The 19,027-nt window shown below is 59.5% G+C and carries 18 protein-coding genes; 9 read left to right on the forward strand and 9 right to left on the reverse strand.

What is annotated here, in order from left to right:
* Positions 1-40: 40 nt before the first annotated feature.
* The 6 genes from ACA055_RS00240 to ACA055_RS00265 all read right to left on the reverse strand — a co-directional run bounded on the left by ACA055_RS00240 (position 41) and on the right by ACA055_RS00265 (position 5,611).
* Positions 41-820, reverse strand: coding sequence for an N-acetylmuramoyl-L-alanine amidase (locus ACA055_RS00240; RefSeq protein WP_497681838.1), 780 nt, complete (start codon positions 818-820; stop codon positions 41-43).
* Between the two features lie 104 nt (positions 821-924).
* The gene (locus tag ACA055_RS00245) at positions 925-2,931 is read right to left on the reverse strand and encodes a GGDEF domain-containing protein (RefSeq protein WP_497681839.1); all 2,007 of its coding nucleotides are present in this window, start codon (positions 2,929-2,931) and stop codon (positions 925-927) included.
* Positions 2,928-3,806, reverse strand: coding sequence for an endonuclease/exonuclease/phosphatase family protein (locus ACA055_RS00250; RefSeq protein ID WP_497681840.1), 879 nt, complete (start codon positions 3,804-3,806; stop codon positions 2,928-2,930). Before ACA055_RS00250 ends, ACA055_RS00245 begins: the two co-directional genes overlap by 4 nt.
* 14 nt (positions 3,807-3,820) lie before the next feature.
* Positions 3,821-4,462: a thiol:disulfide interchange protein DsbA/DsbL gene (locus ACA055_RS00255; protein WP_497681841.1), complete on the reverse strand. Its 642-nt coding sequence runs from the start codon at positions 4,460-4,462 to the stop codon at positions 3,821-3,823.
* A gap of 200 nt (positions 4,463-4,662) precedes the next feature.
* The gene (locus tag ACA055_RS00260; RefSeq protein ID WP_497681842.1) at positions 4,663-5,274 is read right to left on the reverse strand and encodes a c-type cytochrome; all 612 of its coding nucleotides are present in this window, start codon (positions 5,272-5,274) and stop codon (positions 4,663-4,665) included.
* A 46-nt stretch (positions 5,275-5,320) separates the two neighbouring features.
* Positions 5,321-5,611, reverse strand: a complete 291-nt coding sequence (locus ACA055_RS00265) for a c-type cytochrome (protein ID WP_258618603.1) — start codon at positions 5,609-5,611, stop codon at positions 5,321-5,323.
* A 191-nt stretch (positions 5,612-5,802) separates the two neighbouring features.
* On the opposite strand from ACA055_RS00265, the gene yihA reads away from it, so the two are divergent.
* Entirely contained in the window at positions 5,803-6,447 is a 645-nt protein-coding gene (gene yihA, locus ACA055_RS00270) for a ribosome biogenesis GTP-binding protein YihA/YsxC (RefSeq protein ID WP_497681843.1), read from the forward strand.
* 286 nt (positions 6,448-6,733) lie between these two features.
* Here the strand turns inward: yihA and polA are convergent, their stop codons facing one another.
* Positions 6,734-9,505, reverse strand: a complete 2,772-nt coding sequence (gene polA / locus ACA055_RS00275; protein WP_497681844.1) for a DNA polymerase I — start codon at positions 9,503-9,505, stop codon at positions 6,734-6,736.
* Between the two features lie 74 nt (positions 9,506-9,579).
* On the opposite strand from polA, the gene ACA055_RS00280 reads away from it, so the two are divergent.
* Together ACA055_RS00280 and ACA055_RS00285 are read left to right on the forward strand one after the other, a co-directional pair.
* Positions 9,580-9,870 (forward strand): DUF2782 domain-containing protein, encoded by a 291-nt coding sequence (locus ACA055_RS00280; protein WP_497681845.1) that lies wholly within the window; start codon positions 9,580-9,582, stop codon positions 9,868-9,870.
* A gap of 58 nt (positions 9,871-9,928) precedes the next feature.
* Positions 9,929-10,879 carry a homoserine kinase gene (locus ACA055_RS00285; protein ID WP_497681846.1) on the forward strand — a complete coding sequence of 317 codons (951 nt, stop codon included), beginning with the start codon at positions 9,929-9,931 and terminating at the stop codon, positions 10,877-10,879.
* 117 nt (positions 10,880-10,996) lie between these two features.
* Here the strand turns inward: ACA055_RS00285 and ACA055_RS00290 are convergent, their stop codons facing one another.
* Complete coding sequence (locus ACA055_RS00290) at positions 10,997-11,917, reverse strand: zinc ABC transporter substrate-binding protein (protein WP_497681847.1); 921 nt, start codon at positions 11,915-11,917, stop codon at positions 10,997-10,999.
* Between the two features lie 66 nt (positions 11,918-11,983).
* Here ACA055_RS00290 and zur point away from each other — a divergent pair, with 66 nt between their 5' ends.
* The 4 genes from zur to ACA055_RS00310 are packed head-to-tail and all read left to right on the forward strand — an operon-like array spanning position 11,984 to position 14,786.
* A complete protein-coding gene (gene zur / locus ACA055_RS00295; RefSeq protein WP_497681848.1) occupies positions 11,984-12,466 on the forward strand; it encodes a zinc uptake transcriptional repressor Zur in 483 nt (160 codons plus the stop codon).
* Positions 12,466-13,251: a zinc ABC transporter ATP-binding protein ZnuC gene (znuC, locus tag ACA055_RS00300; protein ID WP_162438892.1), complete on the forward strand. Its 786-nt coding sequence runs from the start codon at positions 12,466-12,468 to the stop codon at positions 13,249-13,251. The genes zur and znuC overlap by 1 nt, the downstream gene beginning before the upstream one ends.
* The gene (znuB, locus tag ACA055_RS00305) at positions 13,244-14,032 is read left to right on the forward strand and encodes a zinc ABC transporter permease subunit ZnuB (protein ID WP_497681849.1); all 789 of its coding nucleotides are present in this window, start codon (positions 13,244-13,246) and stop codon (positions 14,030-14,032) included. The genes znuC and znuB overlap by 8 nt, the downstream gene beginning before the upstream one ends.
* Before the next feature lie 37 nt (positions 14,033-14,069).
* Entirely contained in the window at positions 14,070-14,786 is a 717-nt protein-coding gene (locus tag ACA055_RS00310) for a PA5502 family lipoprotein (RefSeq protein ID WP_497681850.1), read from the forward strand.
* 124 nt (positions 14,787-14,910) lie between these two features.
* On the opposite strand, the gene katE is transcribed toward ACA055_RS00310, so the two are convergent.
* Positions 14,911-17,049, reverse strand: a complete 2,139-nt coding sequence (gene katE / locus ACA055_RS00315; RefSeq protein ID WP_497681851.1) for a catalase HPII — start codon at positions 17,047-17,049, stop codon at positions 14,911-14,913.
* 266 nt (positions 17,050-17,315) lie between these two features.
* Here katE and ACA055_RS00320 point away from each other — a divergent pair, with 266 nt between their 5' ends.
* The gene (locus ACA055_RS00320; RefSeq protein WP_497681852.1) at positions 17,316-18,323 is read left to right on the forward strand and encodes a methionine ABC transporter ATP-binding protein; all 1,008 of its coding nucleotides are present in this window, start codon (positions 17,316-17,318) and stop codon (positions 18,321-18,323) included.
* Positions 18,323-18,997 (forward strand): methionine ABC transporter permease, encoded by a 675-nt coding sequence (locus ACA055_RS00325; RefSeq protein ID WP_497681853.1) that lies wholly within the window; start codon positions 18,323-18,325, stop codon positions 18,995-18,997. The genes ACA055_RS00320 and ACA055_RS00325 overlap by 1 nt, the downstream gene beginning before the upstream one ends.
* Positions 18,998-19,027: the final 30 nt, after the last annotated feature.

Consider the following 19,027-nt stretch of genomic DNA (forward strand, 5'->3'; position numbering starts at 1 on the left):
TGCTGATTGAGAAAAAGCCTTTACCGTCGGGCGGGCGTCATTATTTTGTCTGGTTCAAAACTTGTAGCAACGCTGCGGTTTGTGCGTCCGGGGTGCCATCGAAGCGCGACGGTCGGAAACGCATCTGAAACGCCGCAATCACATGGCGCGTCGCGACATCCAGTTCGCCGGTTTGCGGCGTGGAATAACCCGCGCGGGCCAACTGTCCCTGAAACCAACTGATGCTCGGCAGCTGCGCATCGAACTGGACTTGCTGACGCGCCACTGCTTGTTCATCGGGCCAGATTCCCAGGCCTTCGGCCGCCAGACGCTTCCAGGGAAACAGCGGCCCCGGATCGAGCTTGCGGAGCGGGGCGATGTCGCTATGGCCGATGATGTTGCGCGGGGCAATGGCGTAGCGCTTGCTGATGTCCTTGAGCAGGACGATCAGGGACTGAACCTGATCTTCGGTGTACGGATACCACAGGCGTCCGGTCGGGGTGTCCTTGAAGCCCCGGTTGACGATTTCGATGCCGATGGAGCTTGAGTTCAACCAGGTCCGGCCATCCCATTCGCTTTCCCCGGCGTGCCAGGACCTGAGGTTTTCATCCATCAACTTATAAATGGTGGCGCCCTTGTCGTCGCCGATCAGGTAATGACTGCTGACCTCGCCATGGGTCAGCAATTGCAGAGAGCGTTCCAGCGATGCGGAGGTGTAATGCACCACCACGAACTGCACGCGGGCGTCGTGATTGGCGGAAGGGTGACTGGTGTCGAACCGAGGGCCGCGGGCACAGCCTGCCAGCAGAATCAGTGACACGATGAGAGCAAGGTATTTCATGGCAGAGGCAGTACACGCAAGACAGTAATGCAACAGTGTAACGTAAACTGCCTTGCGCCTAGTCGGCAAAGGCGGTGTATTAAACAAAATGGCACAATTGACCGTCAGCCCAGTTCCACCCGATTACGGCCCGCGTGTTTCGCACGATATAGCGCCTGATCGGCTCTTTTGAGAACAACATCGCTGTGTTCGCCGGTCCTGAACGCCGTCAGCCCCATGGAAATGGTGATGGTCACCGGCTCGCTTTTGAAATGGAAAGGGCAGGCTTCAATCGCGGCGCGCATGTTTTCCAGGAGTTTCGCGCCGACTGCCGGCGCTGTTGCGGTCATCATCAGCACAAACTCTTCACCGCCAAAACGGGCGATGAAATCCGTCCCGCGCAGACGCTTGCGCAGCACGTTGGCGATGATTTTCAGCACTTTGTCGCCCGCCAGGTGACCATAGTTGTCATTGATGCGTTTGAAATGGTCGAGGTCGAGCATGGCCAGCAGCAGAGTGTTGCCGTGTTGCTGCCATTGGCTGATTTCGTGATCCAGACGTTCGCTCCAGGCCGCCCGGTTCGGCAGGCCGGTCAACGGGTCGATCAAGGCTTTCTGGCGCTGCTCTTCGAGATGCTCGCGGTAGCCCAGGGCTTCCTGCTCCATGTGGGCAACGCGTTCGGCCAGGCCTTGCAGGCGTGATGCGACTTCTTGCTCTCGCTCGTCGCGCTGCTTCTGGTGTTGGTCCAGAGTACCGAGCAGCCCTTCGAGATGGTTTTCCAGCACGTGCTTGAGATCGTCCAGGTCCGCCGCTTCCTGCATGCTGCTCTGCAAACCATCGACCTGTTCGCGAATCTGCGTATCCATCTCACGCGCGGCAGAGTGGTTGTCGGCATGGCCGACACTGGCGGCTTGCAGGTTGCTCTGGAACGATTCGAGACGTTCATTGAGCTGTTGCAGATACGCTTCGAATTCGTGCTGGCCGCTGTCGTTGATCGCCAGCATCAAAGTAGCCAGATCGTCGAGGATGGGTAGCAATTCGTACCAGTTCAAGCCGTTTTGCAGTCGATACCGCATGGCTTCTGCTTGCGGACGATGACGCTCGGGCAGCGTCAGATCATCGAGCAGACCCAGCAGCGTGTCTTCGATGTGCTTGGCCACCGAGCTGTAGGACGGCTCGGGTGAATCCGGCAGGGCGTAGTGGAGATCCTGCTCGGGTTGTTCCGGATCGACGACGGTCAAGTCCTGTGCCATGGCCGAGGGCACGGGCATGTCGAGATGTACCACGGGGGTCAGTTCGTCGGGATTGATGGCCGAATCGATGACGGGGGAAGTGGACTCTTCTGCCTCTGGAGGCTGGGCGCTGGTTTGTTGCGGTTCAAGGACTGGCGGGACAAACGCAACGACTGTCGCAGAAGGCGGTGTTGCGGGTGGAGTCTCGACTTTTGGTGACTCAGGGGCAGCAACGGTGGGTGCGGCAACGGCTGCTGGTGCGATATCTATTGGTGTCTGCGGTGTGTCGGCGTGCGGCGCGGTAACGACTTCGACAGGCTGCGAGGGAGGTAGCTGCACCGCCGGAGTGGCGACCTGTGATACCGCTTCATCGGCCTCACGGCTGCCGAACAGCCGTTGCAGCAAACCTGGGCGATCAGGTTCAGGCGGGTTCTCCAACTGGCTCAAGGCTTTGCCTTGCAGGCCGCTCAGTTCGCTGAGCAGCAACGGAATCTCGCGCGCCTGGCCGACTCGTCCGTCCAGTGTCTTGGCAAAATTCTTGAGTGGCCGGCTCACCTCTCGGGGCAACGGCAATGTTTGCAGCTGAGCGACCAGCGCGGTCAGTGCGGCGCTGGTCTGATTGATCCGGGTTTCACGGCGCTGTTCGGAGTCGAGCACGGCTTTTTCCAGCCGCGGAAGAAGGGCGGCGAGGCCGGCGTCCATGTCATCGGTGCGCACGACTTCGCGCATTTCCTTCATGCATTGGTCGACCGCGCGGTCAGTACCTTCTGCGGCCAGCGTGCTGCGCACCAGGCCGCGACGCAGCAGGTCGAGCCGGGCATCCCATCGGCGCTCAAGCTTTTCCTGTTGTTCGATGCTTTTTAGGTATTTCTCTTTCCAGCGCTGTGTTTCGTCGCTCATTCATGGGATCCGCGAGGGGCAGGACTCAACGCGGGCAATGCATCGGCCGTGAGCGAACCCGGCAGACGAATCTCTACCGCGACCGGCAGGTGATCGGAAATGGGGTGTGCCAGCACCTCGACCTTTTCAAGGGTCAAGGTCGGGCTCAGTAGAATATGGTCCAGGCAGCGCTGCGGGCGCCAACTGGGGAAGGTCGCTTCCAGTTGCGGAGCGAGCAGGCCGAGGTCGCGCAATGGCGAATGTTGCAGCAGATCGCTGGCATGGGTGTTCATGTCGCCCATCAGCACCTGGTGTTTATAACCGCCGATCAACTCGCGGATGTAAGCCAGCTGCATGCTGCGGGCGCGGGCACCCAGCGCCAGATGCATCATGACCACCACCAGCGCTTCCGGACCTTCGCCGAAGCGCACCAGAATTGCCCCGCGCCCCTTGGGGCCCGGCAGCGGATGATCTTCAATCGCCCACGGGCGTAGGCGGCTGAGCACGCCATTGCTGTGCTGGCCGAGGCGACCGAGGTTGCGATTGAGTTGTTGATACCAGTAGGGGAAGGCGCCGAGCTGGGCCAGGTGTTCAACCTGGTTGACGTAGCCTGATCGCATACTGCCGCCATCGGCTTCCTGCAAGGCGACCAGATCGAAGTCGCCCAATAGATTGCCGATCTTTTGCAGATTGTCGGCACGCCCGGTGTGCGGCAACAAGTGTTGCCAGCCCCGGGTCAGGTAGTGCCGATAGCGCTCGGTACTGATGCCGACCTGGATATTGAAACTGAGCAACCGCAGACGGCTGTCTGCGGGCAGGCCCGTTGATTCCAGATGATGCTCGTTGACCCGCGGATCATGCAGGCCAACGACACGTTCAGTTCCCCAGCGGCGCATGGCAGGTCCCGCGCTTAGTTGGCAGCAGCCTTGGTTGCCGCTCGCTCTTTGTCGATCAGCTTGTCGGCGAGTTGCAGCGCTTGCTCGGCACCACCGGCAGAACCCACATCAAAACGATACTTGCCGTTGACGATCATGGTTGGAACGCCGGTGATTTCATACTTCTTGGCCAGCTCTTTGGCTTTGGCCATCTGACCCTTGATGGCGAAGGAATTGAAGGTGGCGAGGAACTTGTCCTTGTCGACACCCTGGGTGGCCAGGAATTCTGCCATCTCTTCTGGATCGGTCAGCTTCTTGTGTTCTTTCTGGATGGCGTTGAACACCGCAGCGTGCACGTTATGCTCGACACCCATGCTTTGCAGAGTCAGGAACATTTGACCGTGGGCATCCCATGGGCCGCCGAACAGGGCAGGAATACGCACGAAGTTCACATCCGATGGCAGCTTTTCAGCCCAAGGATTGATCACCGGCTCAAAGGAATAGCAATGCGGGCAGCCATACCAGAACAGCTCCACGACTTCGATCTTGCCAGGCACAGCAACCGGAACAGCGTTGGTCAGTTCTACATAGGGGGCGGCGGGTGCTTCGGCGGCCTGGGCGGTCATGCCGAACAGGCTGGCAGCGACGAGTGCGGCGCTGATGATCAGATTACGCATGCTTTACTCCTGGACAAATTAGGTCGCCTCGCGCGACCTGTTTTCAGACAGATCATGGCGGGCTTGAGTTCGCTAGTGTAACGGCAGCGGCCACAAAAAAGGGCGGCCAAGGCCACCCTTTTTATGCTTGCATCGTCGGATTAATCGAGCGTTAACGTTGCAGGAGGTGTACACCCCGCGTAACGCTCGATCCGCAGGCCTTAGTGCAGGCCTTGAATGTAACTGGACACTGCTGCGATATCTTCGTCGCTCAGCTTTTTGGCGATGGTCTGCATGGTTTTGACGTCGCCATCGTTGGTGCGGCCGCCTTCTTCCTTGCGGAAGTCAGTGAGTTGCTTGGCGATGTATTGCGCGTGTTGCCCGCCCAGATGCGGGAAGCCCGCAGCAGCGTTGCCTTTGCCGTCTGGAGCGTGGCATCCGGTGCAGGACGGCAGGCCCTTGGCCAGGTCGCCACCACGGAACAGCGCTTCACCGCGAGCCACGATTTTCGGATCGGCGGCGCCAACGCTGCCCTTCTGGGTGGAGTAGTAGGCTGCAATATCAGCCAGGTCCTGATCGCTCAGGTTGGTCAGCAGGCCGGTCATTTCCAGTACCTGGCGTTTGCCGGACTTGATGTCGTGCAGCTGCTTGTTCAGATAACGCTCGCCCTGACCCGCCAGTTTCGGAAAGTTAGGCGCCATGCTATTGCCATCCGGGCCATGACAGGCGCCACATACTGCGGCTTTCGCCTGACCAGCAGTCGCATCACCTGCAGCATGGGCAATGCCGGAGATCCCCACGGTCAACAGCAGACTCACGATCAATTTGTTCATCAGCTAATCCAACTACGGCTAAGGGTTAAAGAGTTATGGGCCGGGTTTACTCGCTCATCCACTGGATGATGGCTCGGTAATCCTCGGCACTGCAGTCCATGCACAAACCACGCGGCGGCATCGCCTTGAAACCCTGGGTCACGTGTTGCACCAGCGTCTCCATACCTTTCGCCAACCTCGGCGTCCAAGCATCCTGATCGCCCTTGCGGGGCGCCATGGGTAGTTGGCCGGAATGACAGGCACCACAAACACGGTTGTACACAGCTTCCGGATCCTGTGTAGCCTGAGCGCTGTAAAGCGGCATCAAGACACCGGCAGCTAGCAGCCATTTCGTCATAAAACGACCTTTTCAGGGTTGAGAGCGTGCTGCGTTCTAATGCGCAGTCGAGGTCAATCGCTCTCGTGAACTTCATCCTACGCTGGGACAAAGCGCACACAAAATCTGCGGCATTATATACTGGCGTCACTGAAACGGAAACGACACTGCTCGCCGCGTCCATTCCCGGCGCCGCCCACATCGGAAATCCCATGCAACTCAAGAACCCCATCCTCGGTCTGTGCCAACAGTCCACCTTCATGCTCAGCGCCGCCAAAGTCGATCAATGTCCCGACGACGAAGGCTTTGAAGTGGCCTTCGCCGGGCGTTCCAACGCCGGCAAGTCCAGTGCCCTGAACACCCTGACGCACGCCAGCCTTGCGCGAACCTCGAAGACTCCGGGGCGCACGCAACTCTTGAACTTCTTCAAGCTAGACGATGATCGTCGTCTGGTCGACCTGCCGGGTTACGGTTACGCGAAAGTGCCTATCCCGTTGAAGCTGCACTGGCAGCGTCACCTGGAAGCTTATCTGGGCGGTCGCGAAAGTTTGAAAGGTCTGATTTTGATGATGGACATCCGTCATCCAATGACCGACTTCGACCTGTTGATGCTCGACTGGGCGGTTGCCAGCGGCATGCCGATGCACATTCTGCTGACCAAAGCCGACAAGCTGACCTACGGCGCAGCGAAAAATGTCCTGCTCAAAGTTCAGGCAGACATCCGCAAGGGTTGGGGTGATGCGATCAGTATCCAGCTGTTCTCGGCGCCAAAACGCATGGGTCTGGAAGACGCCTACACTGTACTGGCGGGCTGGATGGAATTGGCGGACAAGGGCGCCGAGGTTGTCGAGCAATAAATCGCGGGCAAAAAAAACCCCGGACTTCTATGGGGAGGGGGAAGTTCCGGGGTTCAAGTTCCGGACCGCTAGGGCGGGGTCCAGATATCTGCCAACACTTAACACAACATAGGAGCATCGAAGGGCTTCACCACCCATTCAGTAACTCTGAGTGGCAGTTCACGGGTTTAGTTCCGAGGTCGTTCAAAAACCATTCGAAATAAGCCAAATTGCGTTCCGAACTAAGGGCCCTTCGCTCTTTCTGCCGCGGCACTATGCCGCAGCAGAAAGCGACTTTTCAGACGGCTCAGTGAGCCTCATCCCAATTATTTCCTACACCAACCTCGACCAGCAGCGGCACATCCAGTTTCGCTGCGTCGCTCATGTGTACGCGAATTTCCTCACGAACCTGATCGACCAGATCTTCACGTACCTCAAGCACCAATTCATCGTGCACCTGCAGGATGACTTTGGCGTCCAGGCCTGACGATGTCAGCCAGTTATCCACCGCGACCATGGCTTTCTTGATGATGTCCGCCGCGGTGCCTTGCATCGGCGCGTTGATCGCCGTGCGCTCGGCACCTTTGCGCAGGGCCGGGTTTTTCGCGTTGATTTCCGGCAAGTACAGGCGACGACCGAAGATGGTTTCGACGAAACCTTGCTCGGCGGCCTGCGCGCGGGTGCGCTCCATGTACTGCAACACGCCGGGGTAACGGGCGAAATAGCGGTCGATGTAGGCCTGGGACTGCTTGCGGTCGACGCCAATCTGCTTGGCCAGGCCAAACGCGCTCATGCCGTAGATCAAGCCAAAGTTGATCGCCTTGGCGCTACGCCGCTGGTCGGTGGTGACCTCCGCCAGTTCAACGCCAAAGACTTCGGCGGCGGTGGCTTTGTGCACGTCCAGATCATTGCGGAAGGCGTGCAGCAAACCTTCGTCCTTGGCCAAGTGGGCCATGATCCGCAGTTCGATTTGCGAGTAGTCCGCCGCCAGCAGCTTGTAGCCTTTTGGCGCGACGAACGCCTGACGAATCCGACGACCTTCAGCGGTGCGGATCGGAATGTTCTGCAGGTTCGGGTCGCTGGACGACAAACGCCCGGTTGCCGCTACGGCTTGGTGATAAGACGTGTGAATCCGCCCGGTGCGTGGGTTGATCTGCTCCGGCAGGCGGTCGGTGTAGGTGCTTTTCAGCTTGCTCATCGAGCGGTACTGCATCAGTACTTTTGGCAGCGGGAAGTCCTGCTCGGCCAGTTCCGCCAGCACCGCTTCGGCGGTCGAAGCCTGGCCCTTCGCGGTTTTGCTGAGAATCGGCAGGCCAAGTTTTTCGTACAGGATCACGCCCAATTGCTTCGGCGAGCCGAGGTTGAATTCTTCCCCGGCGATGGCGAAAGCCTCACGCTCAAGGGCGACCATTTTTTCGCCCAGCTCGACGCTCTGGATTCCCAGCAAGTTGGCATCGACCAACGCACCCTGGCGTTCGATCCGCGCCAGCACAGGCACCAGCGGCATTTCGATTTCGCTCAGAACCTTGCTCAGGCTCGGAATGGCGTTGAGCTTTTCCTGCAAGGTTTGATGCAGACGCAGCGTCACATCGGCGTCTTCTGCGGCATAAGGTCCGGCCAGTTCCAGGGAAATCTGATCGAACGTCAGCTGCTTGGCACCTTTGCCGGCGATGTCCTGGAAGCTGGTGGTGGTGTGATTCAGGTATTTGAGCGCCAGGCTGTCCATGTCGTGGCGGGTCGCGGTGGAGTCCAGTACATAGGACTCGAGCATGGTGTCGAAGGCGATGCCTTGCACCGTGATGCCACAGCTTTGATCGCCGCCGATGGCGCAGTTGGCCAGGATGTTCATGTCGAACTTGGCGTGCTGACCGACCTTGAGCTTGTTCGGGTCTTCCAGAATCGGTTTCAGCGCGCGCAGGACGGAGTCGCGATCCAGTTGATCCGGCACGCCCATGTAGGAATGGGTCAACGGGATGTAGGCCGCTTCGTTGGCCTGTACTGCGAACGACAAGCCCACCAGTTGCGCCTGCTGCGCATCGATGCCGGTGGTTTCGGTGTCGAAGGCAATCAGCTTGGCGTCGTTGAGCTTCTTCAGCCACAGGTCGAAATCGGCCTGGGTGAGGAGGGTGGTGTACTTGAGTTCGGTGTCGGCTGCCGCTTCTTCAATCACCGGCGCCGCAACTTCCTGGCCGGAGCGCTTGGCATCGCGCTGGTTCTCCTCGAACCAGCTCTTGAATTCCAGCAGGGTGTAGAGCTCGGCAAGTTTGTCGTGGTCCGGTTGGCCCATTTGCAGGTCGTCGAGACCGATGTCCAGCGGTACGTCGATCTTGATGGTCGCCAGTTGATAGGAGAGGAACGCCATCTCCTTGTGCTCTTCGAGCTTGGCCGGCAGCGTCTTGGCGCCGCGAATCGGCAGGGTCGGGACGATGTCGAGCTGCGCGTAGAGCTCGGTCAGGCCACCGTTGACGCCGACCAGCAGGCCGGAAGCGGTCTTCGGGCCGATGCCCGGAACGCCCGGGATGTTGTCGGACGAATCGCCCATCAGTGCCAGATAATCGATGATCTGCTCGGGAGCGACGCCGAATTTCTCCTTCACGCCCTCCACGTCCAGTGCGCTACCGGTCATGGTATTGACCAAGGTAATGTGGCCGTCGACCAGCTGCGCCATGTCCTTGTCGCCGGTGGAGATCACCACCGGGCGGTCGGCCGCCGCGCTGCTGCGGGCCAGGGTGCCGATCACGTCATCGGCCTCGACGCCTTCAACGCACAACAGCGGAAAGCCCAGGGCGATCACGCTTTGGTGCAGCGGCTCGATCTGGACGCGCATGTCGTCGGGCATGCTCGGACGATTGGCCTTGTACTCGGCGTACATGTCATCGCGAAATGTCCCACCCTTGGCGTCGAACACCACGGCGAATGGACTGGCCGGATACTGCTTGCGCAGACTCTTGAGCATGTTCAACACGCCCTTGACCGCACCGGTCGGCAGGCCTTTGGACGTGGTCAGCGGTGGCAGGGCATGAAAGGCGCGGTACAGGTATGAAGAACCGTCCACCAGGACGAGGGGGGCTTGGCTCATGAGCAGGATCAACCTTTTCGGCGGGTCCGGCGCTAGAATAGCGGGACCGTTGACGACAAAGGGACAAGGTTATCATGCGCACACTAAATCGCTTGCTGCTGGCTGGCTTGTTTGCAATCGCACCGCTGGCTGTCATGGCGGCGGATGATGCGCCATCGCCAGAACCGGACGTCACCATCCGCACCGAGGGCGACAATACGATCAAGGAGTACCGTCAGAATGGTTTCCTGTACGCCATCCAGGTCACGCCGAGTGTCGGCAAGCCGTACTTCCTGGTGCGCGCTGATGGATCGGACGGTAACTTCATCCGCTCGGATCAGCCGGATATGCTGATTCCGTCGTGGAAGATCTTTGAGTGGAAGTAGTTTCTTAATTTCAATCGGCGCTGGCTCAAGCAGCGGCGCCCGTACTGGCAGTTCAAACATGTCTGTGTTCACCCCGCTGGCTCGGCCCGAGCTGGAAACCTTTCTCGCCCCTTACGGGCTCGGCCGCCTGCTTGATTTCCAGGGGATTGCCGCCGGTAGCGAAAACACCAATTTCTTTATCAGCCTGGAGCAGGGCGAGTTTGTCCTGACCCTGGTTGAGCGTGGCCCGGTCCAGGAGATGCCGTTCTTCATCGAGCTGCTCGACGTGCTGCACGACGCCGACTTGCCGGTGCCCTACGCCCTGCGCACCACCGACGGCGTCGCCCTGCGCGAACTGGCGGGCAAACCGGCGCTGTTGCAGCCGCGCCTGGCCGGCAAGCACATCAAGGAAGCCAACGCTCAACATTGCGCCCAGGTGGGCGAGTTGCTTGGCCATCTGCATCTGGCGACTCAGGCCAACATGATCAAGCGCAAGACCGATCGCGGCCTGGACTGGATGCTGGAGGAGGGCACGCAGCTGCTTTCCCATCTAAACCCCGAGCAAAGCGATCTGCTGCAACGAGCGCTGGACGAGATCACACAGCAGAAGACGAAAATTCTGGCGCTGCCGCGAGCTAACATCCACGCTGACTTGTTCCGCGATAATGCGATGTTCGAAGGCACTCACCTGACCGGATTGATCGACTTCTACAACGCTTGTTCGGGGCCAATGCTCTACGACGTGGCGATTGCCCTGAATGACTGGTGCTCGGACGAGGCCGGGTTGATCGACGGGCCCCGGGCGCGGGCATTGCTCGGGGCCTACGCGGCCTTACGTCCTTTCACCGCCGCTGAGGCAGAGTTGTGGCCGACAATGCTGCGGGTGGCGTGCGTGCGATTCTGGTTGTCGCGATTGATTGCAGCAGAGTCTTTCGCCGGGCAGGACGTGTTGATTCACGATCCGATGGAATTCCAGCAGCGGTTGGCGCAGCGGCAGAAGGTCAGCACGCCGTTGCCTTTCGCCCTCTAAAAGCTTCGCGAGCAAGCCCGCTCCCACATTTGATCTCTTGTGCGCACAAATTCCGTGCCCGACAGAGATTTAATGTGGGAGCGGGCTTGCTCGCGAATGGGGCGCCGCAATTTCGAATTACAACGACTCCAGGCACCCCGCCAAATCATTGCCCAGTTTTTCCAATACCTGCTCATACCCCTGAGCGGTCGCTGGCGTGTATCCGCCCAACGCATCCAGTTCCGCCAGTTTCACCGGCAGGCCGGCGACCAACGTTTCCGCCAGGCGTGGACGTAGCGGTGGCTCGCTGAATACACAAGTCTTGCCGACTTCCTGCAGGCGCGTGCGCATTGCCGCGACATGTTGGGCTCCCGGCTGCACTTCGGCAGCGACGCTGAACACACCGGTGTGCTTGAGGCCGTAGGCGTCCTCGAAATAGTCGAAGGCTTCGTGGAACACGAAGTACGGTTTGCCCGCGATGCCGGCCAGACGAGCCTTTAGGCGCAAGTCCAGCGCGTCCAGACGCTCATCGAAGGCCTTGAGGTTGCTTTGATAACGGGCCGCGTTGGCCGGATCGGCCGCACTCAAGTCCGCAGCCATTTTCGTGGCGATTACGCGCGCGTTGACCGGCGATAACCACAAATGCGCATCCAGGCTGCCAGGACGGTGATCGTGGTCATGCTCGTCAGCTTCTTCTGCGTGGGAGTGGTTGTCTTCGGCAAAATGTCGCAGTTTCAGGCCAGGCAAATCCTGCACGGCAACGCTGGGTAGCGTACGACCATTCAGCACGCGGGGCAGGAAACCTTCCATGGCAGGGCCGATCCAGTACACCAGATCGACCGATTGAACCTTCCGTACGTCGGAAGGGCGCAATGCGTAGTTATGTGGCGAAGCGCCGGGCGGCAACAAGACTTCCGGAATCGCCACGCCGTCCTGCACCGCAGCGGCAATCAGCTGTAGCGGCTTGATGCTGGTGAGGACTTTGACTTCGGCTTGAGCTGAACCGATCAGAAGAAAACTGGCGACAAATGCGACAAAGATAGAAAAAAGTCGGGACACGATGACCACTCGAAGAGGCGAGAACGGGTAACATAATAACGTCTCTCACAAAACTCGTCGCCGCTCATGCCTAAAACACCGATTGCCAGCCGTCCCCACGACCACTCTCATTGCGTCCATAGCGCATTGTCTGAGGCCGATGCCCTGTGCGCACGTCAAGGCCTGCGCCTGACCGCCTTGCGCCGGCGGGTGCTGGAACTGGTCTGGCAAAGCCACAAACCGCTGGGTGCCTACGATATTCTCGCCGTGCTCAGCGAGCAGGACGGCCGCCGCGCTGCGCCACCGACCGTGTACCGCGCGCTGGATTTCCTACTGGAAAACGGCCTCGTCCACCGCATTTCCTCGTTGAACTCTTTCGTCGGTTGCAACCACCCGGAACATGCTCACCAGGGTCAGTTCCTGATCTGCCGCGAATGCCACGCCGCCATTGAGCTCGAACAGAAATCCATCAGCGACGCGATCATTGGCAGTGCCAGGGACGTCGGATTTGTCGTCGAGGGCCAGACCGTTGAAGTGGTCGGACTCTGCTCGGGTTGCCAGGAGGCTTGATGAGCAACGCGCTGATCCGCCTCGAGCAGGTTGCCGTCACATTCGCCGGGCAAAACGTGCTGGATAACATCGAGCTGAGCGTCGAGCCGGGGCAGATCGTCACCTTGATCGGCCCCAACGGCGCCGGCAAAACCACGTTGGTGCGCGCAGTGCTCGGCCTGTTGAAGCCGGACAGCGGCAGTGTCTGGCGCAAGCCGAAACTGCGGGTCGGTTACATGCCGCAAAAACTTCATGTCGACCCGACGCTGCCGCTGTCGGTGCTGCGTTTCTTGCGTCTGGTACCGGGGGTGGATCGTGCGCGGGCCTTGGCTGCCCTGAAGGAAGTCGGCGCCGAGCAAGTGATCGACAGCCCGGTGCAAAGTGTTTCCGGTGGCGAAATGCAGCGAGTGCTGTTGGCACGGGCACTGTTGCGCGAGCCGGAATTGCTGGTACTCGACGAACCGGTTCAAGGTGTCGACGTGGCCGGTCAGGCCGAACTCTATAGCCTGATCACAAGATTGCGCGACCGTCACGGCTGCGGCGTGTTGATGGTCTCTCACGATTTGCACTTGGTGATGAGTACCACCGACCAAGTGGTCTGCCTGAATCGCCATGTCTGCTGCTCCGGTCACCCCGAGCAAGTCAGCGGCGATCCTGCTTTCGTCGAACTGTTCGGAAAGAACGCACAAAGCCTGGCGATTTATCACCACCATCACGACCACGCCCATGATCTGCATGGCTCGGTGGTCAGCGCGGCCCCGTCGGCCCATACCCATGTTCACGGAGATAGCTGCAAGCATGGCTGATTTTCTGCTCTACGCCCTGCTTGCAGGCCTGGCCCTGGCATTGGTCGCGGGCCCGTTGGGTTCGTTTGTGGTCTGGCGGCGAATGGCCTATTTCGGCGACACCCTGTCTCACGCCGCGTTGTTGGGCGTGGCCTTGGGCTTTCTGCTGGATGTCAGCCCGGCTGTCGCGGTTACCGTAGGCTGTTTGCTGTTGGCGGTGCTGCTCGTGACGTTACAACAGCGTCAGCCGCTGGCGTCTGACACGCTTTTAGGAATTCTCGCACCGAGCACGCTCTCTTTAGGCCTGGTGGTACTAAGCTTCATGCACGAAGTGCGGATCGACCTGATGGCTTATCTGTTCGGCGACCTGTTGGCGATCAGTCCGACCGATCTGGCCTGGATCCTTGGCGGCAGCGCGGGCGTACTGGCCTTGCTGGTCACGCTGTGGCGGCCATTGCTGGCAATCACCGTGCACGAAGAATTGGCCAAGGTGGAAGGTTTGCCGGTAGCGACATTGCGCCTGGCCTTGATGCTGCTGATTGCCGTCGTGATCGCCGTGGCGATGAAAATTGTCGGCGTTTTGCTGATTACTTCGTTGCTGATCATCCCGGCAGCTGCGGCACAACGTCACGCCCGCTCGCCGGAACAGATGGCTCTGGGCGCGAGCCTGCTGGGCATGCTCGCGGTGTGTGGCGGGCTGGCGCTGTCGTGGTTCAAGGACACCCCGGCGGGCCCGTCGATTGTGGTGACGGCCGCCGCGCTGTTTCTGCTGAGTTTTGTCCTGCCCCGTCGAGGGGTGTAGACTTGCTCGTTTTTTGCGCAAATAGAGAGTCGCAGGAATGAAGCCGTTCGCCTCCCGTTATCTGCTCCTTGTCGCATTTTCCCTGCTGCTGGGCGCTTGCCAAAGCACGCCACCGGCGGCCACCGAGGTCCCCGATGGGCGGGCCACGGCCATTGCACAACTGGAACAAAGCCTCGCCAGCAGCGAGCTGGCGACCGCCGAAGGTCAACTGGCGGCCCTGCAGGCTGAATCACCCAACGATCAATCCCTTGAGCAATACCAGCGTCAGTTGGCCGAAGCTTATCTGCTGCGCAGTCGGATCGTGCTGCAAAAAGGCGATGTGAATGCCGCCGCTACCGCCCTCAGCCGCGCTCGGGTGTTGATGCCCAAGGCGCCGGCGCTGACCGGTGGCGTCAACAACGCCATTGTGAATGCCCGCAAAGCTGAACTGGATAAAGCTGAAGCTGCCCTCTTGGCTGCCGAAGCCAAGCCACAGGCGAAAGTGATCGACCCGACGGCTGAGAGCACCACGGTTGCGCTGAACCTTACCGATATCAGCAAGCTACGCCGTCAATTGGATGCTATCGCTGCCGATGTTGTGAATTATCAGTGTGACGTGAGCATCCAGGCGCCGCGCACTCAGGATTACCCTTGGTTGGCCACGCTGTTGACCAAGCGGGTCAAGAAGCTCGACTCCGGTTTTGATCTGAACCTGGAGAAGCAGATTCTGCGCAACATTCCGGCGCAGATGGTGCTGAGTCCGCGTAAACCATAAAAAGCTTCGCGAGCAAGCCCGCTCCCACATTCGATCTCCGGCGTACACAGATTCTGTGAGCGACTGAGATTCAATGTGGGAGCGGGCTTGCTCGCGAAGGCGTCCTCGCTACCGATACAAACCCTTAAGCCGGAATCCCCTTGGCCTTAGGCTCTCTGTCCCACACCCGATGCTGTCCGATCGCGGCAAAAAACGGCTTGATCAGCTTGGCATCCGTCCCCACGATCAACCCAGCATCAGCCTCCAGCTTCAACACATCCAGCAACTGCTTCGCCTCGCCATGCAGGGCGATCGCCTTCAGGTGCTTGTATGCCTCCAACAGGTAATGCAACGCCACGCCATCAGTGCTCAACGCCTTGATCGACGCCGCGCCACCGGGCACGAACACCGCATCGAACGCCACCGACGGCAAGCCTTCCATCGACGCATCGACTGGCAATGCCTTGCCATCGGCCGTTGTCACAGGTGCAGAAGTCGGACCGAGCAGTTTGGCGTGCGCGCCTTCGGCCTTCAGCGCTTTCTTCATTGCATCGATTGCGGCGCCATCGACACCGTTGGCTGCAAGTATCGCCACCTTGCGAGTTTTGATATCCGCCGGCAGCAAGTTGGCCTGGCTCAGGGCCGGGGAGCGGTCGAGTGAAGTTTTGCGTACATCGACGGTCCCGGCTTTTGGTGCCGGCAGGCCAAGGTTTTGCGCGACGCGCCTGGCCAGCTCCAGGTCGATATTGGCCAGGATCTCATTCACCTGCCGCGCCCGGATAAACTCGCGTTCGACCTTGCCGAGTTCAAAGCTGTAGGCCGAGATGATGTGTTCCTGCTCATGCTTGCTCATGCTGTTGAAGAACAATCGCGCCTGGGAAAAGTGATCGCTGAACGACTCGCTGCGCTGACGGATCTTGTTGGCGTCGATGCGCTCCGGATAAGTCTCGAACCCGCCATCTTGTGCGGCGGGCGGCGTTTCTTTCGGCCAACCACTGTCGATGGAGTTCGGTTCGTAGGACGCGCGGCCCTTGTCGATGGTGGTGCGGTGCATCGCATCGCGCTGGCCATTGTGAAACGGTGCCACCGGCCGATTGATCGGAATCTCGTGAAAGTTCGGACCACCAAGTCGGCTGATCTGCGTATCGGTGTAGGAAAACAGTCGGCCTTGCAGCAATGGATCGTTGGAGAAGTCGATACCCGGCACGATGTGCCCGGGGCAGAAGGCGACCTGTTCGGTTTCGGCGAAAAAATTGTCCGGGTTGCGATTGAGCGTCATTCTGCCCAGCGGCGTGATCGGCACGATTTCCTCGGGAATGATTTTGGTCGGGTCGAGCAGGTCGAAATCGAAAGCGTGTTCGTTTTCCTCCTCGACGACCTGTACGCCCAGTTCCCATTCCGGGTAGTCCCCCATCTCGATCGACTCCCAGAGATCGCGACGGTGGTAGTCAGTATCTTTACCGGCGAGTTTCTGCGCTTCATCCCAAACCAGGGAACAGGTCCCGGCGGTGGGGCGCCAGTGAAATTTGACGAAGCGCGATTTACCCTCGGCGTTGATCAGGCGGAAAGTGTGCACGCCAAAGCCCTGCATGCTGCGCAGGCTTTTCGGGATCGCCCGGTCGGACATGGTCCAGAGCACCATGTGTGCCGATTCCGGAACGAGAGAAACGAAGTCCCAAAACGTATCGTGGGCTGAGCCGCCGGTAGGGATTTCGTTGTGGGGTTCGGGTTTAACCGCATGCACGAAGTCAGGGAACTTGATGGCGTCCTGAATGAAGAACACCGGCATGTTGTTGCCCACCAGGTCGAAGTTGCCTTCGTCGGTGAAGAACTTCACCGCGAAACCTCGTACGTCCCGCACGGTATCCCCTGACCCGCGGGGGCCTTGCACCGTGGAAAAGCGTACGAACACCGGGGTTTTCTTCCCAGGGTCTTGCAGGAAACCTGCCTTGGTCAGTACGGAATGGTTTTCATAAGTCTGGAAAAAACCGTGGGCACCGGTGCCGCGGGCGTGGACGATGCGTTCGGGAATACGTTCATGGTCAAAATGCGTGATCTTTTCACGCATGATGAAGTCTTCCAGTAACGACGGTCCGCGGTCACCGACCTTCAACGTATTCTGGTTATCCGAAACCTTTACGCCCTGATTGGTGCGCAGGGCTTGTTCGGTGGCGTCGGAGCGAAATTTTTCCAGGCTCTCGAGCTTGGCATTGGTGTTGCCACGGTCCAGGGTATCGGTCCCGGCCAGAGCGCTTTTTGGGGCGGCAGGCTTTTTAGTACTCATCAGGCATTAACTCCTCATTGCGATTCCCGCCGTAGCCAGGACTCTTGTGCAATTCCCCAGGCACGGCACCGGGGGGCGTTTTCGAGTTGCCTAATTAATGACTGATGACGTTTTGCGCCGTTCCTTTTTTCTGACCTTTGATCGCGTTATTGCCAAATCACAGGTTGAATGCGAAATAAATGCTAAGAACCTCTATACGGACAGGCTAAAATGCGCGCCCGGCTAACCGCTGATCCTTTTCTAACGCGCCCCACAAGGTTCGCTACGTGATCGAGTTTCAAAACGTCCACAAAACCTACCGCGTCGCCGGTAGGGATATCCCCGCCCTGCATCCGACCAGTCTGACGATTGAGAACGGTCAGGTCTTCGGCCTGATCGGTCATTCCGGTGCGGGAAAAAGTACCCTGCTGCGTCTGATCAATCGCCTGGAGAACTCCAGTGGCGGCAAGATCATCGTCGACGGCGAAGAAGTCACCGCGCTCGACGCCAACAGCCTGCGCCGCTTCCGTCAGCAGGTCGGGATGATTTTCCAGCACTTCAACTTGCTCGCATCCAAGACTGTGGCCGACAACGTTGCGCTGCCGTTGACCCTGGCCGGTGAATTGTCGCGCAGTGAAATCGACCTGCACGTGGCCGAGTTGCTGGCGCGGGTGGGCCTGTCCGACCACGCGAAAAAATACCCGGCGCAATTGTCTGGTGGTCAGAAACAGCGTGTCGGCATCGCCCGCGCCCTGGCGACCAAGCCGAAAATCCTGCTGTGCGACGAAGCCACCAGCGCCCTGGACCCGCAGACCACTGCGTCGGTCCTGCAATTGCTGGCCGAGATCAACCGCGAGCTGAAGTTGACCATCGTTCTGATCACCCACGAGATGGACGTGATCCGTCGAGTTTGCGATCAGGTGGCGGTGATGGACGCTGGCGTGATCGTCGAGCAAGGTCCGGTGGCCGAGGTGTTCCTGCATCCGAAGCACCCGACCACCAAGCGCTTCGTGCAAGAAGACGAGCAGATCGACGAAAGCGAACAACGCGACGACTTCGCTCACGTACCAGGCCGCATCGTGCGTCTGACGTTCCAGGGCGAAGCGACCTACGCGCCATTGCTGGGCACCGTCGCCCGCGAAACGGGTGTGGACTACAGCATCCTGGCCGGTCGTATCGACCGCATCAAAGACGTGCCCTACGGGCAGTTGACCCTTGCCGTCACCGGTGGCGACATGGAAGCGGCGTTCGCCCACTTCACCGCAGCTGACGTCCACATGGAGGTGCTGCGCTGATGGAAGTCCTGACAAGTTTTTTCGTTAATATCGACTGGTTCGAAATCTGGCTGGCCACTGGCGATACCTTGCTGATGCTCTTCGGTTCGCTGCTGTTCACCGTGCTGCTGGGCCTGCCGCTGGGCGTGCTGTTGTTCCTCTGCAGCCCGCGTCAGTTGCTGGAAGCCAAAGGCGTCTATGCGATGCTGTCGCTGATGGTGAACATCCTGCGTTCGCTGCCGTTCATCATTCTGCTGATCGTGATGATTCCGTTCACGGTGCTGATCACCGGCACGTCCCTCGGTGTCGCCGGTGCGATTCCGCCGCTGGTGGTGGGTGCCACGCCGTTCTTCGCACGGTTGGTGGAGACCGCCCTGCGTGAAGTGGATCGCGGCATCATCGAGGCGACCCAGGCGATGGGCGCGACCACACGGCAGATCATCACCAATGCCTTGCTGCCGGAAGCCCGTCCGGGCATCTTCGCAGCGATTACGGTGACGGCTATTACGCTTGTTTCCTACACGGCGATGGCCGGTGTGGTCGGCGCGGGTGGTCTGGGTGACCTGGCAATCCGTTTCGGTTATCAGCGTTTCCAGCCCGATGTGATGGTCGTGACGGTGATGTTGCTGCTGGTGCTGGTGCAAGTGTTGCAAACCGTCGGCGACAAGCTGGTCGTACACTTCTCGCGTAAATAAGACATGAGCCGGCCATTCGCTGGCAGGCGC

This window comes from Pseudomonas sp. LBUM1657, from assembly GCF_059716075.1.

Excerpts from the sequence above, each read along its gene's own strand:
- ACA055_RS00240 (WP_497681838.1), bottom strand. The coding sequence starts at position 820 with ATGAAATACCTTGCTCTCATCGTGTCACTGATTCTGCTGGCAGGCTGT.
- ACA055_RS00245 (WP_497681839.1), bottom strand. The coding sequence starts at position 2,931 with ATGAGCGACGAAACACAGCGCTGGAAAGAGAAATACCTAAAAAGCATC.
- ACA055_RS00250 (WP_497681840.1), bottom strand. The coding sequence starts at position 3,806 with ATGCGCCGCTGGGGAACTGAACGTGTCGTTGGCCTGCATGATCCGCGG.
- ACA055_RS00255 (WP_497681841.1), bottom strand. The coding sequence starts at position 4,462 with ATGCGTAATCTGATCATCAGCGCCGCACTCGTCGCTGCCAGCCTGTTC.
- ACA055_RS00260 (WP_497681842.1), bottom strand. The coding sequence starts at position 5,274 with ATGAACAAATTGATCGTGAGTCTGCTGTTGACCGTGGGGATCTCCGGC.
- ACA055_RS00265 (WP_258618603.1), bottom strand. The coding sequence starts at position 5,611 with ATGACGAAATGGCTGCTAGCTGCCGGTGTCTTGATGCCGCTTTACAGC.
- yihA (WP_497681843.1), top strand. The coding sequence starts at position 5,803 with ATGCAACTCAAGAACCCCATCCTCGGTCTGTGCCAACAGTCCACCTTC.
- polA (WP_497681844.1), bottom strand. The coding sequence starts at position 9,505 with ATGAGCCAAGCCCCCCTCGTCCTGGTGGACGGTTCTTCATACCTGTAC.
- ACA055_RS00280 (WP_497681845.1), top strand. The coding sequence starts at position 9,580 with ATGCGCACACTAAATCGCTTGCTGCTGGCTGGCTTGTTTGCAATCGCA.
- ACA055_RS00285 (WP_497681846.1), top strand. The coding sequence starts at position 9,929 with ATGTCTGTGTTCACCCCGCTGGCTCGGCCCGAGCTGGAAACCTTTCTC.
- zur (WP_497681848.1), top strand. The coding sequence starts at position 11,984 with ATGCCTAAAACACCGATTGCCAGCCGTCCCCACGACCACTCTCATTGC.
- znuC (WP_162438892.1), top strand. The coding sequence starts at position 12,466 with ATGAGCAACGCGCTGATCCGCCTCGAGCAGGTTGCCGTCACATTCGCC.
- znuB (WP_497681849.1), top strand. The coding sequence starts at position 13,244 with ATGGCTGATTTTCTGCTCTACGCCCTGCTTGCAGGCCTGGCCCTGGCA.
- ACA055_RS00310 (WP_497681850.1), top strand. The coding sequence starts at position 14,070 with ATGAAGCCGTTCGCCTCCCGTTATCTGCTCCTTGTCGCATTTTCCCTG.
- katE (WP_497681851.1), bottom strand. The coding sequence starts at position 17,049 with ATGAGTACTAAAAAGCCTGCCGCCCCAAAAAGCGCTCTGGCCGGGACC.
- ACA055_RS00325 (WP_497681853.1), top strand. The coding sequence starts at position 18,323 with ATGGAAGTCCTGACAAGTTTTTTCGTTAATATCGACTGGTTCGAAATC.